This window comes from Prauserella cavernicola, assembly GCF_016595675.1.
Lineage (GTDB): Bacteria > Actinomycetota > Actinomycetes > Mycobacteriales > Pseudonocardiaceae > Prauserella_A > Prauserella_A cavernicola.
The window spans coordinates 20,132-34,472 of the sequence record NZ_JAENJH010000002.1; the positions used below are offsets into that span (position 1 = coordinate 20,132).

Genomic DNA, 14,341 nt, shown 5'->3' on the forward strand with positions numbered 1-14,341 from the left:
GAACTCCTCACGTCTTCCGTCGACCGTGCCGATCACCGGTCGAACCTGATCGAGCGCTCGGTTTCGTCGCCCAGCGAACCACTGATCCGGTTGGCAGCGCCATCGCTCTCGAACAGGCCGCCGTCGATGCGGTACTGGTTCGAGCTGCGTTCCTGGTCTCCACCCTGGCCGCCGCCACCGGCGCCGCCCATGCCGCCGCCCATCATCCCCATGCCACCCGCACCGCCTGCGGTGCTCGCACCCTGCCCGGACGCCGCAGCGGGCGCGGCCTCACCCATGCCGCCGGGTGCCGCGCCGAGACCCGCTCCTGAGGGCTTCGAATCAGGGTTCGCTCCCGACTGGGCACCCGCGTTGAGGGCGTCACCCTCGCCGCCACCACCAACCGCGGCCGGAGCTCCGGCGCCGCCGAAGTCGCCCCCGCCACCACCGCCACCGCTTCCGGCACCTCCGGCCGACGGCTCGGTCAGCTGTGAGTCACCAGCGCCTCCACCGCTACCGTCGGGAGCGTCCACACTGGCGCCGTCGCCACCGGCGGGCGCCCCGAACTCGGGAGTGGCCACACCGGGCGCCGCTCCCGCCGAGGCTCCGCCTCCGCTGTCGCCGCCGGACGACGCACCGTCGCCACCGCTCCCGCCCTGGGTGAACGGGTTCTCGCCGGGCGCGGGCATCGTCCTGATCCCGTCGCGAGGAGCGCCACCGGGAGCACCGGCACCGCCCTCGGGTTTGGTCTCCCCGAGCGTGTACGTGGTGGGCGGCGGGTTGCCGTCGTCGACGGTGACCTTGGTGGGCCCGTCGGGACCTTCCGGCTGCTCGGCCGTGATCTTGAGGCCGCCGTCCTCGATGTGGATCTTGCCGTCAGGCCCGGGCCGGTAGACCTGCTCGGCACCCTCGCCTTCGGAACCTGCTGAACCCTCGGGGCCGAAGCCCTCCTGCTCGCCCTCGGCACCTTCCTCCCCGTTGCCGAAGTCGAGCTTGTAGCCCTTGGGCTCGCCCGAACCGTCGTCGACGGAGATGTCCATATTCCCGTCTTCGTCGGGCTCGGTCATCTCGAAGGTGTGGTCGCCCTTCTCGACCGTCAGCGTGTCCTGGTCGCTACCGGTGTCCTTGATGGCCTCGCCGGTCTCCGGGTCGATCGGGTACGGCTCGCCCGTCTCCGGGTTGACCTCGATGTCCTCACCCGTGACCGGGTTCTTGCCAGGGGCGCCCGGCGTCTCGACCTCGGGCGGGGCCGGGGTGCCGCCACCGCCGGTCCCTCCACCGCCGGTGCCGCCACCGGTGCCGCCACCTCCTCCGGTATCGCCGCCACCACCGTTTCCGTTCGGGTTCGGCTGTGGCTGCGGCTCGGGTTGAGGCTCCGGCTGGGGTTGCGGATCGCCCGACTCCTCGGGGAACTCGCTCTTGTACTCCTTGAGGTAGGAGTTCATCTCCTCGAAGGCCGTGTCGACGGCCTCCTTGGTGTCATCGCAGAGCTGCGTGAACCGCTGGTGCAGGTTGTCGTAGAGATCGGGGTTCCACGAGTCCCGGATCCACTGCTTGCACTGGTCGATCACATAGGTCTTGTTGCCGTCGTTGAGATCGCAGTCGTCGGAGCGAATCCGGGACTCGATGTCGCTGCCGGTTTCCGCGTCGACCCACGCCGCCACGGGCAGGATCTCGTCCTGCGACGAGAAGTCACCGTTGGCGAGCTTCATGACGTCCCTGGCCGTGTCCGGCACCGCGGCGCCAACCGTGGGCTGGTACATCGCGATGACCTCGTCGGCCTTGTACTTCACCGCCTCGTAGACGGTCTGCACCGTCGCCTCGATCACGTCGGCGCCGCCGCTCAGGTACTCGAGCAGCTCCTGCGAGTTCGGCGCGATGTCCTCGCTGTACTTCTGGTATGAGGCGTTGGCGCCGTCACCGGTCCAGTCCTTGTAGAGCGAGTTGAGGCTTGACTCGGTGGTGCTGTGCAGATCGGACAACGCGGTATGGGCGTCGCGCAGCCGCTTCGCCTCGTCGAGCATCTTCTGGAAGTCGAGGCCCTTCTGCTCGTCGAAGCGCTTGACGATGTCTTCCTCGTAGTTCAGCGGCGAGTCGATGTGCTTCTGGTCGCCAGGCCCCTCGGCGTCGATCGGGATGAACTGCTCGAAGACCTTGAGCCCGTCCCTCGCCAGGTCCAACAGCTCGTCGGCCTTGGCGACGGCCGACGAGCCGGAACCGGGAGCCTGCGCGTTGTCCAGTTCGGTCTGGTTCCCGTCCAGCCGTTCCTGGCGCTGCCGCTCCTGGTAGCCGGCCTCCTCCTGCTCGCCCTCGGCCGCGTCGTAGACGTCGTCGGGGTTGAGCCACAGACCGGTGTTCATGTCGCCTTGCGACAAGTTGTACTGGTCGTAGTAGGCATCGGCCGCTGAGTTTCCGTCACCGTGAACGGCGTACGAAGCCAGGACCGACTGCTTGGTGTCCGCGGAGACGTAGGGATCGTCCAGGATCGCCTGCGTCTCTTCCCAGCTCCGCTCGCTCACAAGCCGCTCCCCGACTGGTTGGCGGCCGAGGACTGCTCGGACTCCGCCGCCGCGTACTTCTCGCCCGCGCTGCCGATGCCCTGGGCCAGCGAGATCAGCGAACCGCACATGGCATCGGCACCCGTGCCCAGCGCCTCGATCGCCGCGGAGAAGTCGGCCGCGTACTGCGAGTGCGCGGTGCCGAACTCGGCCTCGGTGACCTTGGCGGGCTTGGTGTCCTTGACGGCGTCCTTGGCTTCCTCGGCAGCATCGTTGATCGTCTGCGCCTGGCTTGCCATGGAGCCGGTTTCGGCGGTGTAGCCGCCCGGTGCGTTGACCCCGCTCACGACAGCCCCCTCCCCGGTTCGTATTGGTGCAATCGCCACTACGACGCACGGGGAGCCAGCCCGGTGCCGTCGCTAATGCAACAAGAAATGTACCGAGACGCAGGTCAGCGCGCACCGAGAATGGAAATTTGCAAGCCGAAACGCCGAACTCGTCCGAGGATCACGAGACGGTCGCGACCACGCCCGCCAGCCGGTCGGCAGCGGCCTGGGCGGTCTGCTCCGCGGTCGCCTCCACCATCACCCGGACGAGCTGCTCGGTGCCGGAGGGACGCAGCAGCACCCGGCCCTCGTCGCCGAGCTCCTCGACCACCGCGGCCACGGCCTCCTGGACGGCGCTGGACGCGGCGACGGCAGCCTTGTCGGCGACCCGGACGTTGACGAGCACCTGCGGCAGCCGCCGCATCACCCCGGCCAGCTCGGCCAGTGGCTTGCCGGTGGCGGCGACCCTGCTCATCAGGCGCATCGCGGTGAGCAGGCCGTCGCCAGTGGTCGCGTGCGCGGGCAGCACGACGTGGCCGGACTGCTCGCCACCGAGCGTGAACCCGCCGGCCCGCAGCTCCTCCAGCACGTAACGGTCGCCGACGGCGGTCGTGCGCAGGGCGATCTCGTGCTCGCGCATCGCGAGGTGCAGGCCGAGGTTGCTCATCACCGTGGCGACCAGCGTCGTCTCGGCGAGCTCACCCGCCTCGGCCATCGCCACGGCCAGCACGGCCAGGATCTGGTCGCCGTCGACGAGGTTGCCCTCGGCGTCGACGGCGAGGCAGCGGTCGGCGTCGCCGTCGTGCGCGATGCCCAGGTCGGCGCCGTGCCGGACCACGGCCGCGCGCAGTTCACCTGGATGGGTGGAGCCGCAGTCCTCGTTGATGTTCACGCCGTCCGGCTCCGCGTGCAGCGCGATCACCTCGGCGCCTGCCTTGCGGTAGGCCTCGGGCGCGGCGGCCGACGCTGCGCCGTTGGCACAGTCGACGACCACGCGCAGGCCAGCGAGCGAGTGCGGAATGGCCCCCAGCAGGTGGGTCGTGTAGCGGTCGAGTGCGTCCTCGACGGCGGAGACCCTGCCGATCTGAGCACCCGTCGGCCGCGTCGCGGGGGCCGCGAGCCCGGCCTCGATCTCGTCCTCGATGCCGTCGGGCAGCTTGTGCCCGCCCTCGCCGAACAGCTTGATGCCGTTGTCGGGCATCGGGTTGTGGGAGGCGGAGATCATCACGCCGAGGTCGGCCGAGAGGTCGCTCACCAGGAACGCGACGGCCGGGGTCGGCAGCACGCCCACGCGCAGCACGTCCGCGCCCGCCGACGCGAGACCGGCCACGACGGCTGCTTCGAGCATCTCGCCGCTGGCCCTCGGGTCCCGGCCGACGATGGCGACGGGCCGGTGCGAACGGTCGTGAGCGGCGAGCACGCGCGCGGCACTGGCCGCGATCGACATCGCCAGTTCAGGGGTGAGTTCGGCGTTGGCGAGGCCACGCACGCCGTCGGTGCCGAAAAGGCGAGCCATGTCCTCGACCTCCGTGTCAGGTCCTGTGCTGAGCCGGAACAACCCGAACAACCTAGCGAGCCCACCGCGCGAGCCCGACGCGGGTACGTACACCGCTCGTGCCACGCCCGCACCGCACCCGGAAACGCAAGAAGCGCCCATCCAGAAATCGGATGGGCGCTTCTGTGCGTTGCTTCTGCGCGTCAGCGCTTGCTGTACTGCGGAGCCTTACGGGCCTTCTTGAGGCCGTACTTCTTCCGCTCGGTGGAACGCGCGTCACGGGTGAGGAAGCCGGCCTTCTTCAGCGCCGGGCGGTCGTCACCATCGATCTCGGCGAGCGCACGCGCGATCGCGAGGCGCAGCGCACCGGCCTGGCCGGAGATGCCGCCGCCGTCGAGGTTGGCGAAGACGTCGAACGACTCGGGCTTCTCCACCGTCACGAGCGGCTCACGGATGAGCTGCTGGTGCACCTTGTTGGGGAAGTACACGTCGAGCGGCTTGCCGTTGAGCTTGAACTGGCCGGAACCGGGCACGAGACGCACCCGGACGACGGCCTCCTTGCGGCGGCCGACCGTCTGCGCGGCGCCACCGGCGGCACGGGACGGCCTCGGCGCGGCCGGCGTCTCGCTGGTCACGGCCGCGTCGGTGGCGGCCTCGGTCTCGGTGCTGGTCACAGACTGTTCCTCACTCACTGGGTAACCTGAGCGATCTTGGAGATCTCACGCGGCTGCGGCTGCTGCGCGGCGTGCGGGTGCTCGGCACCCGCGTAGACCTTCAGCTTCTTCGCCTGGGCGCGGCCGAGCTTGTTCTTCGGCAGCATGCCCTTGACGACCTTCTCGACCAGCCGCTCGGGGCGGGTGTCGAGCAGCTCGCCGAAGGAGCGCTTACGCAGACCGCCGGGGTAGCCACTGTGGCGGTACGCGAACTTCTGCTCGCGCTTGTTGCCGGTGAGGGCCACCTTGTCCGCGTTGACGATGATGACGAAGTCACCGGTGTCCACGTGCGGGGCATAGGTCGGCTTGTGCTTGCCGCGCAGCAGCGTGGCGACCTCGGTCGCGAGCCGGCCGAGCACGACATCCTCGGCGTCGATCACGTGCCAGGCACGGGTGACATCGCCGGGCTTGGGGCTGTACGTGGGCAAGGGTCTACCTCGTCGTCAACATTGCGTGTGGGGTCCGTGCGGGCTGAGCGCAGGCGCTCATGAGCACAACAGCTAATGAAGATACCCGGTCGCCTTGGAGTGGGTGAAGCCGGGGTGCAGGAGCACCCCACATACTAATGTCTCCGGCAGCGCGCCGCGACGAGACATTCCGGGGGTCGGCAATGACACAGTGCCTGAAGGCGCGCCAGAAGGCACGCCCGAAGCCGCGCCAGGGGCCGTTGACGCGGCGACGGTCGAGGACACTCGCCGCTCTGGGCGCGGTACTGCTGCTCACCGCGTCGTGCGCGGCAGGCGGCAGGGAGGGCACCGCGATCCCCGACGGCGACGCGGCCGCCGAGTACGTCACCGCCAAGTTCTCGACGACGCTCGAGCGGCTCGACGAGGACCTCTCCGCCAACGAGCCGCGGCAGAGCACCCACCGGTCGTACACCCGGATCGACGACAAGAAGTCCGACAACACGGTCACCGCGATCCAGGTCGGCAGCCCGCCGTCGCGCCTGTTCAAGAACCACTCCAACCGCGACTCCGCCGACTACCGGGACTACTACCACCCGGCGGGCAGCGACGTGGAGTACACGCTGCTCGGCCCCGTGTACGCCGATCTCGCGCCGACCACCTGGGTGTCGATTCCCTACGACAACGCCGGCTACGGCGTGTGCTTCTGGGGTGGCTACACCGCGGTGTGCCGGATGCTCAGCACCGTCCAGTCCTCGCTCGAGAACGGCAACGCCGCCAAACAGGCGAAGAGCCTGCGGGACGGCAGCGTCGAACTCACCGCGGAGGTCACGCTGCGCGACTTCCTCGAGGAGCGGGTGGTGATCCTGCCCGACTGGGCGCTGGAGCCGATCAGCGAAGAGATGCGCGACGAAGTCATCGAGACCCGCATCAAGCTGGACCCGGAGGGCAGGCTCAAGGAGATCGAGATGAACGGCCTGATCTCCGGGGGCGGGCACGAGATCGAGATCAAGGAGCACTACCAGGTGCTGGAGCCGCCGACCGAGGAGTCGCTGCCCACGATCCCACCGGACGACCAGGTGACCGCGCTGAAGACCGACGCGCAGGTCGACGAGTTCTACGACCGGATGAACGAGATCACCAGCGGCGGCTGAGCACCGATCCGGTCCGCAGCTCACCAGCGCACGAGGGGAACCCGATGACACAGCCACCCGGCCAGCCGCAGGGCTGGTGGCAGCCGCAGACGCCAGGCCACGGCTACCCGGCGCCGGGCCAGCAGCAGTACCCGGGCCAGCAGCAGCCTCAGCAACATCAGTACCCGCAGCAACCTCAGCAACACCAGCAGGCTCAGCAACCGCAGCAGCCAGGCAACTTCGGCGGCAACTTCCAGTCGCAGTACGGCGGGCTCGGCGCGTTCGGTGGCGAGCCGCCCGCCAAACCGAAACGATCCAAGAAGCCCCTCGTGATCGGGCTCGTCGTCGTTGTCGTGCTCGGCGGCGGCGCGGCGGCGGCCTGGTTCGGCGGGCTCTTCCGCGGCGACGTCCTGCAGCAGCAGTCGCTACAGGACAACGTGGCCACCGTGCTGCGCGACAGCTACGGCGAGCACGACGTCTCCGGCGTCGAATGCCCTGCCGACCAGAAGATCCAGACCGGCAACACCTTCGAGTGCTCGGTCCAGGTGGCCGGAAAGCGCAAGGCCGTCGCGATCCGCGTTCTCAACGACAAGCCGGAGTACGAGGTCGGCGCTCCGAAGTAGACAGACAAAAAACGAACCGGGCCCGGCCGATTCGGCCGGGCCCGGTTCGTCACTGCTGGATCAGAACATCCCCTGGATGCCCTTGTCCGTCGACTGGTAGCCGTCGGCGATCTGCGGCAGCGCGGTGGCGATCTGCGCGAGAACCTGCTTCAGCTCGTCGAGCGACTGGTTCCACTCGTTCTGGACCTGGTTCCACGCGTCCATGGCGTCACCGGACCAGCTGTCGACCAGCGGGGCGAGACGGGACTTGAGGTCCTCGAACAGCGCGTCGAGCTCGCCGCCGGTCTTGTTGCAGTCGTCAGCCGCGGTGTGGATGGTGGCGTAATCAACAACGATGCCGTTGGGCATTGGTGCCTCCGTTGAGTAGTAAGTCTGGGAAGTCGAAAGGGCCGGTCAGCGGGCTCAGAGGCCGCCGAGCGCGTTGCCGATGTTGCCGATGGCGGAGTTCTGCTCCTCTTCCGCCTGCTGGTACTTCACACCGGACTGCTGGAGCAGCTCACCGATGTTGGCCAGCGCCTCGTTCAGCTTCCGAGTCTTCTCGTCGAAAGACGCCATCACGTTGTTGAACGCCTTGGCCGCCTCGCCCTGCCAGCCGGCCTGCGTGGCCTCGATGTTGCTGCGGAGCGTGTTGAGGTTCTGGTCCATCGACCCCTTGATCTGGTCGACGTCCTGGTAAGCCTGCTGGAACTGTTCCGGTGTCCCGGTAAAGCCGCCTGCCATCTGAGATGACCCCCTTCGTTCGTGGTTCGCCGGTACTGCGTTGTGTTCGTACTGGCTCTACGACGAAGACATTGCCATGTTCGGTTCCACGTTGTCGCGGTATGTGCGCAAGTAGTTGCTAGCGTGAATGCTCCACTTCGGAACCAGAGTGGAACCGCGAGGTGAACATCCACCCCGAGCTGCGCATCTGTCGCCCGAAAAGCCTTGCACCCCAACAGTTTTCGCACTGTGCCGATACGGCATGGATAGTCACTCGCGCATTCGCTTGCGCTAATTCGGGCGACACATTGTTCACTCGTGCGAAGTAGCGGCGAAAGTCGCTCAGTTGGTGATCTCGAGGGTGCTGACGATCTGCTCGCACGCGGTGAGCACACGCTGCGGGTTGTCCGCCTCCTGGCAGCCGATGCTGACCTGTGCGGTCCCCTGGGCCACGACGTACCAGTTGACCGTGGCCGCGGGCTTGGTCTCCACATAGTGGATGGTGTCCTTGCCCGCGTACTGGTGATGGTCCTGGAAACCGCTGTATCGCTCGGGGTCGCCGCCCGAGGCGTCGCGCAGCACACCGGCCAGCCGGTCGCGCTCGGCGCCACCGTCGTAGGACAGCACGAACTCCTGCACCACCACGAGGTCGTCCTTGTCCTGCGCGTCGCCCGGCTTCACGATCACCTGCCGGTCGGCGACGTTGTCCCCGGTCTGGGTCCAGCCCTCCGGCGCGACGAACTGGTACGAGTACTGCGCGAACGTGCGGCCCTGCGGCGGCTCCTCGCCGCCGGAGAGCGTGGCCACCAACACCGTCGCCACGACGGCCACCAGCACCAGCGCGCCGCCCACCAGCCACGGCAACCGCGTGCGCGCGGGCCGCGCCTGCGGTTCGGGAGCGGGAGGCGGGGTGAGGGCAGGCTGCCCCCTCGGCGGCGACGGCCTGCCCGGCGCGTTCGCGACGGGAGGGCGCGGCATCCGCGGCGCTCCCTGAGCAGGACGGGCAGGACCGCCGAAGCCCGGGGCCGTGACGACCTTGGTGCGCTGCTCGGACGCGGGCCCGCGCGGCATGGGTTGTGCTCCTGGCAGGGCGCCCGTGCGGTCGGGGATGACCTGGACCGCCCGCAGCGCTCCCCTTGCCACGACCGTCTCCGGCTGGTCGAGGGTGGTCGGAACCACCCCGGTGCGCTCGTGCACGAGCCGCGACACCATCGGGATCCGGCTCGACCCTCCGACCAGGAAGATCGCCGTGAGCTGCTTGGGCCGCAGCCCCGCGGACTCGATCGTGGCACTCGTGAGCTCGACGGCCCTGCCCAGCGGAGCGGCCACGAGCCGCTCGAGGTCCTCACGCGTCACGTGCGCGTCCGCGAACGGCGGCGGCATCGGCACGTCGGTGTAGGCGTGCCTGGACAACGTCTCCTTGGCGCCCCTGATGTCCTGGCGCAGCACTCGCCGTCGCCGCCGGTCGACGAGCTCTCTGCCCTGGACCAGCTGTTCCCACGCCTTCGGGTCGGCCGAGGACACCAGCGAACCGACGTGCTCCAGCAGCGACTGGTCGATGTCGGCGCCACCGAAGCTCGGGTCGCCGCGCGTGGCCAGCACCTCGAACCCGCCACGCCGGTCGCCCTGCGGCGCCCTGCGCACCACGCTGACGTCGATCGTGCCGCCGCCCAGGTCCAGCACCGCGAGCGAGTCGCCAGGCTTGCCGCTGAACTCCACCGTGCGCTCCTGGTTGACCGGAGCAGGCGTGAACGTCGCCGCGTGGAACACCGCCGCGGCGACGGGCTCGGGCACCAGCGCGACCTCGCGGGCCAGCCGTCCGGCGGCCTGCCGCAACAGCCGGGTGCGCACCGCGCCCCAGTCCGCGGGATGGGTGAGCACGAGCAGGTTCACCTCGGCCCCGCCCGCGAGCCTGCGCGCCTCGGCGACCGCACGGGCCAGCACCGCGTGGACCACGTCGGTCACCAGCAGCACCGAGTCGCCGAGCAGCAGCTCACCCTCGTCGATCCGGCGCTTGGGGTTGGGCTCGAACCGCGACGGATCGACGGCGGCCTGACGCTCGGCCTCCTGGCCGACGAACAGGGTTCCGTCCTGCGCGGCGTACACCGCCGACGACATCAGCGGCTGGCCGTCGACCACGACGACCTGAGGTTCACGACCGTTCACCGAAGCGACGACACAGGTGCTCGATGTACCGAAGTCCACCGCCACCCGAAAGGTCACCAGCCGCTCCCGCCAGTCGCCGACACTACGGGCGCCACTCTGTCAGACCGACCCGAGTGGCGCCGCCGCAGTGTCATTCCGGATTTATCCAGGAGATCTGCATCAGCTGCTTGCCGACCTTGCGGCTGACGAAGACACCCCGGCCCGGCGGCATCTGGCTCGGTTTGACGTTGCCGAGCAGCTGACCCTCGTCCTTGGACCCGTTCATCACGATGCCCGGCATCGCCAGCTCCTTGAGCTTGCCGACGATCGGGTCCATACCGCTGCGCGCCGCACCACCGGTGCGCCGGGCGACGATCATGTGCAGACCGACGTCCTTGGCCTGCGCCAGGTACTCCGAGAGCGGGCGCAGCGGGTTGTTCGAGGACGTGGCGACCAGGTCGTAGTCGTCGACGACGACGAACAGCTCGGGACCGGTCCACCACGACCGATCCTTCAGCTGCTGCGGCGTGACGTCGGGTCCGGGCAGGCGCTTGGCCATCGACCCGGCGATCTCCTTGACCATGCCGTCGAGCTGGTTGCCCGAGACCGCGTAGCCGAGCAGCTGGTCGCCCTCGACATAACCGAGCATGGTGCGCCGGTAGTCGACGAGGATGATGACCGCTTCCTTCTTGGTGTAGCGGTCGGTGATGCCCCTGACGATCTGCCGCAGCAGGTTCGTCTTGCCCGACTCGCCGTCGGCGTAGGCGAGGAAGTGCGGATCGGCGTTGAAGTCGAGGTAGACCGGGGCCAGCTCGTCCTCGTTGACACCGATCGGGATGAGCTTCGAGTCGCGGCGCTTGTCCTGCAGGAGCAGTTCGTCGTACTCGAAGTGCTCGGGCAGCAGGCGGACCTGCGGCGCGAGCCTGCCCGTCCACGCGGACCTGATCTTGGCCACGGCGTCGCTGACGCCCGCACCCATGTCCTGGTCGTCACTGGAGCCGTCGATCCGCGGCAGCCCGCCGAGCAGGTGCAGCTTGTCCCTCGTGAGCCCTCGGCCCGGACGTCCCGCGGGGACGTTGACCGCGACGCGCCGGTCGATGTCCGACTCGCTCGGGTCACCGAGCCGCAGCTCGAACCGCGTGCCGAGCATGTCCTTGATGGCGGGCCGAATGTCGGCCCACCGGTTGGACGAGATCACCACGTGGATGCCGTAGGTGAGGCCCTGCACGGCGAGCTTGGTGATCTGCGGTTCCAGCTCGTCGAAGTCGTCGCGCAGCGCGCGCCAGCCGTCCACGATCAGGAACGCGTCACCGAACGGGTCCTGCTCGGCCGTGATGTCGCCGCGGCGCTTGCGGTTGCGGAAGTCGTTGATCGAGTCGACGTTCAGCGAGCCGAAGCGGGCTTCCCGCTCGTTGACGAGCGTGGTGAGCTCGGCGACGATCCGGCGGGCCTTGTCCGGTTCCCTTCGCGCGACGGCGACACCGCCGACGTGGGGCAGGCCGGCGAGCCCGGCCAGGGTGCCACCACCGAGGTCGATGCAGTAGAACTGCGCCTCCTCGGGCGTGTGCGTGAGCGCCATCGACATGATCAGCGTCCGCAGCATGGTCGACTTGCCCGACTGCGGGCCGCCGACGATCACACCGTGACCCGAGGCGCCGGAGAAGTCAGCCCACAGCGGGTCTCGCCGCTGCTCGTACGGCCGGTCCACGATGCCCAGCGGCACCTGCAGCCTGCCGTTGCCGAAGAACCCGACCGGGGACAGTCCCCTGTCGTCGGTGGGGTTGAGGTTCGGCAGCAGGGTGTCGAGCGAGTTCGGTTCCTTCAGCGGCGGCAGCCACACCTCGTGCGCGGGCGGGCCCTGGCCGATCAGCCGCGAGATGATGACGTCGAGCTCGCTGGGCTCGACGGCCTCTTCCGACTCCGGTTTCTTCGGCTGCTCGACGACCTCGGGTTCGGGCTCCGGTTCCGGTTCCCTCGGCAACTCCACGAAGTCTGGCACGAACAGCTGCGGCCGCTTGTCGGCGCGCACCACCTTCGCGCCAGGCGCGGCTGCCTTGATCCCGGCAGGCCGGTACGGACCGGACACATAGGACGCCTTGAACCGCACAAGCGTGGAGGTGTCGTACTTGAGGTAGCCACCACCGGGAACGGACGGCAGCTCGAACGCGTCGGGCACGCCGATCGCGGCGCGGGACTCCGCGGCCGAGAACGTCTTCAGACCGATCCGGTACGACAGGTGCGAGTCCAGACCACGCAGCTTGCCCTCCTCCAGTCGCTGGGAGGCGAGCAGCATGTGCATCTGCAGCGAACGACCGAGGCGGCCGATCGCGACGAACAGGTCGATGAAGTCCGGCTTCGCCGACAGCAGCTCGGAGAACTCGTCGACGACGATGAACAGCGCGGGCAGCGGGTCGAGGTCGGCGCCGTTCTCGCGCGCCTTCTCGTACTCCCACACGTTCTTGAAGTTGCCGCCGTTCTTGAGCGCCTCCTGCCGCCGGTTCATCTCACCGGCCAGCGCGTCCTTCATACGGTCGACCAGCGTGACCTCGTCGGCGAGGTTGGTGATGACCGCGGAGACGTGCGGGGACTTGTCCAGTCCCATGAACGTCGCACCACCCTTGAAGTCGACGAGCACGAAGTTGAGCGTCGTCGACGAGTGGGTGGCGAGCATGCCGAGCACGAGCGTGCGCAGGAACTCGGACTTACCGGAACCGGTCGCGCCGATGCACAGGCCGTGCGGGCCCATGCCCTCCATCGCGGCTTCCTTGATGTCCAGCTCGACGGGCTGGCCGTACTCGCCGACGCCGAACGGGACGCGGTAGCGGTCGCGAACGGGCCTCGGGCGCCAGGCCTGCTGAACGTCGAAGGTCATCGGGTCGCCGGGAATGCCGAGCAGCTCCAGCAGCGACGGGTTGGACAGCAGCGGCTGCTCCTCGCTGTCCTCGGCGGCGGCGGAGCCCATCCGGTACGGCGAGAGCTTGCGGGACAACGCCTCCGCCTCGACGAGGCTCAATGTGTCGGGACGTCCGAACCACTCGACCCCGCCGGCGCTGCGCGCACCGAGGCGGTCCTCCTCGACCACCAGGCGCAGACCACGGCGGGCCGCGAGGTTCCCGACCGAGTCGGACAGGTCGATGATCGTGACGCCGACCAGACCCTCCTCGAGCAGGATCTGCTCCTCGCCGGTGACGTCGGCGTCGTCGATGATGAGCACGACGTGCGGCTGGTCCGGCGGCGGCGTGGCGTTGCGGGAGAACCGCTGGCGCTCACGCAGCTCCTCGTCGAGCCACTGCTCGATCTGGGAGAGCGAGCCGGCCATCATGCGCATCTGGCCGATGCCGTCGGACAGGGTCGGGTGCTGGGCGTGGGGCAGCCACTTGGCCCACTCCCACTCCTCCTTCGCCCTGCCCGCGGTGGCGACGCCGATCAGCACGTCGTCGGGGCTGTGGAAGGCCACGAGCTGGGCGAGCATCGCCCTGGTCAGGCCGCGCGTGAGCTGCTTGTCGCCCTGCATGCCGACGGCCGCGAAGCCGCGCAGGGTGATCTGGGTCGGCAGGTCGGGCACGATCGAGTGGGCGCGCACGAATCTGCGCAGCGCCAGCGTGGCGATCGGCTCGAGCTCGTCGACGGGTCCGGTCTGCGGCGGCACCAGGCGGGTCGCCAGCCGGTGCGAGCTGCGGCCGACGCGCAGGTGCAGGAAGTCCTGGTCGCTCTGCCTGCGCTCCCACATGCGGCGGGTCGAGGCCATCGACCACAGCGTCTGTGGGTCCGGGTGCACCCACTCCAGCGAGGCGCGCTGGTCGACCATCGCCTCGCGGGCCCTGTCGCGCATCTGACCGAGGTAGCGCAGGTAGTCCTTGCGGTCCTCGTTCATCTCGGCCTTCTTCTGCTGGCCACCGCGACCGCCGCCCGCGAACATGCCGACCATCGACATCATCATCATCAGCGGCATCATCAGGAAGAACGGGCTGCGTCCTGCCGCCCCGCCGGACGTGAACATGAAGGCGACCATGCCCAGCATGGCGACGACCATGACGACGGGAAGGATCTTCATGAGGATGTTGCCGGGAATGGTCCTGGGGACCTCGGGCGGCGGCTCCAGGTGGACCTCGCCACCCGGCGGCCGCGGAGCAGCAAGCCGTGGCGACCGCTTGAACTGCAGCGTGCTCACCGAAAGACCCCTCTTCAACTCGGCGACGACAGGCCCGTGAGGTGCCAGGCCGAGCCCACACGGTAGCGAACACGAAGCTGCTCGCGGGCGCAGACCGCCCGAGTAGGCACATTCACCTGAAGTGACCCCACGCTTGACCCAGGTGCGCTAATACT

11 protein-coding genes are annotated in these 14,341 nt (G+C 68.9%); 2 read left to right on the forward strand and 9 right to left on the reverse strand.

Going from position 1 to position 14,341, the window contains the following annotated elements; translation table 11 throughout:
- Nucleotides 1–32: 32 nt before the first annotated feature.
- The 5 genes from JHE00_RS35530 to rplM all read right to left on the reverse strand — a co-directional run bounded on the left by JHE00_RS35530 (nt 33) and on the right by rplM (nt 5,439).
- Complete coding sequence (locus JHE00_RS35530; protein ID WP_200315920.1) at nt 33–2,498, reverse strand: WXG100 family type VII secretion target; 2,466 nt, start codon at nt 2,496–2,498, stop codon at nt 33–35.
- Entirely contained in the window at nt 2,495–2,824 is a 330-nt protein-coding gene (locus JHE00_RS06595; RefSeq protein ID WP_307831842.1) for a type VII secretion target, read from the reverse strand. Before JHE00_RS06595 ends, JHE00_RS35530 begins: the two co-directional genes overlap by 4 nt.
- A 160-nt stretch (nt 2,825–2,984) precedes the next feature.
- Nucleotides 2,985–4,319, reverse strand: a complete 1,335-nt coding sequence (gene glmM / locus JHE00_RS06600; RefSeq protein WP_200315924.1) for a phosphoglucosamine mutase — start codon at nt 4,317–4,319, stop codon at nt 2,985–2,987.
- A gap of 182 nt (nt 4,320–4,501) precedes the next feature.
- Entirely contained in the window at nt 4,502–4,972 is a 471-nt protein-coding gene (gene rpsI / locus JHE00_RS06605; RefSeq protein ID WP_200315926.1) for a 30S ribosomal protein S9, read from the reverse strand.
- 14 nt (nt 4,973–4,986) lie between these two features.
- The gene (gene rplM, locus JHE00_RS06610; RefSeq protein ID WP_200315928.1) at nt 4,987–5,439 is read right to left on the reverse strand and encodes a 50S ribosomal protein L13; all 453 of its coding nucleotides are present in this window, start codon (nt 5,437–5,439) and stop codon (nt 4,987–4,989) included.
- Nucleotides 5,440–5,621: 182 nt separating this feature from the next.
- Between rplM and JHE00_RS06615 the strand changes: the two genes are divergently transcribed.
- Both JHE00_RS06615 and JHE00_RS06620 read left to right on the forward strand, forming a co-directional pair.
- Nucleotides 5,622–6,569: a hypothetical protein gene (locus JHE00_RS06615; RefSeq protein WP_230423149.1), complete on the forward strand. Its 948-nt coding sequence runs from the start codon at nt 5,622–5,624 to the stop codon at nt 6,567–6,569.
- 44 nt (nt 6,570–6,613) lie between these two features.
- On the forward strand, nt 6,614–7,171 hold the full coding sequence (locus tag JHE00_RS06620; RefSeq protein ID WP_200315930.1) for a DUF4333 domain-containing protein: 558 nt from the start codon (nt 6,614–6,616) through the stop codon (nt 7,169–7,171).
- 60 nt (nt 7,172–7,231) lie between these two features.
- Here JHE00_RS06620 and JHE00_RS06625 read toward each other — a convergent pair whose 3' ends face one another.
- The 4 genes from JHE00_RS06625 to eccCa all read right to left on the reverse strand — a co-directional run bounded on the left by JHE00_RS06625 (nt 7,232) and on the right by eccCa (nt 14,186).
- Nucleotides 7,232–7,519 (reverse strand): WXG100 family type VII secretion target, encoded by a 288-nt coding sequence (locus tag JHE00_RS06625; protein WP_200315932.1) that lies wholly within the window; start codon nt 7,517–7,519, stop codon nt 7,232–7,234.
- A 54-nt stretch (nt 7,520–7,573) separates the two neighbouring features.
- The gene (locus JHE00_RS06630) at nt 7,574–7,891 is read right to left on the reverse strand and encodes a WXG100 family type VII secretion target (protein ID WP_200315934.1); all 318 of its coding nucleotides are present in this window, start codon (nt 7,889–7,891) and stop codon (nt 7,574–7,576) included.
- Between the two features lie 321 nt (nt 7,892–8,212).
- Nucleotides 8,213–10,093 (reverse strand): type VII secretion-associated protein, encoded by a 1,881-nt coding sequence (locus tag JHE00_RS06635; protein ID WP_200315936.1) that lies wholly within the window; start codon nt 10,091–10,093, stop codon nt 8,213–8,215.
- Between the two features lie 73 nt (nt 10,094–10,166).
- Nucleotides 10,167–14,186: a type VII secretion protein EccCa gene (eccCa, locus tag JHE00_RS06640; protein WP_200315938.1), complete on the reverse strand. Its 4,020-nt coding sequence runs from the start codon at nt 14,184–14,186 to the stop codon at nt 10,167–10,169.
- Nucleotides 14,187–14,341: the final 155 nt, after the last annotated feature.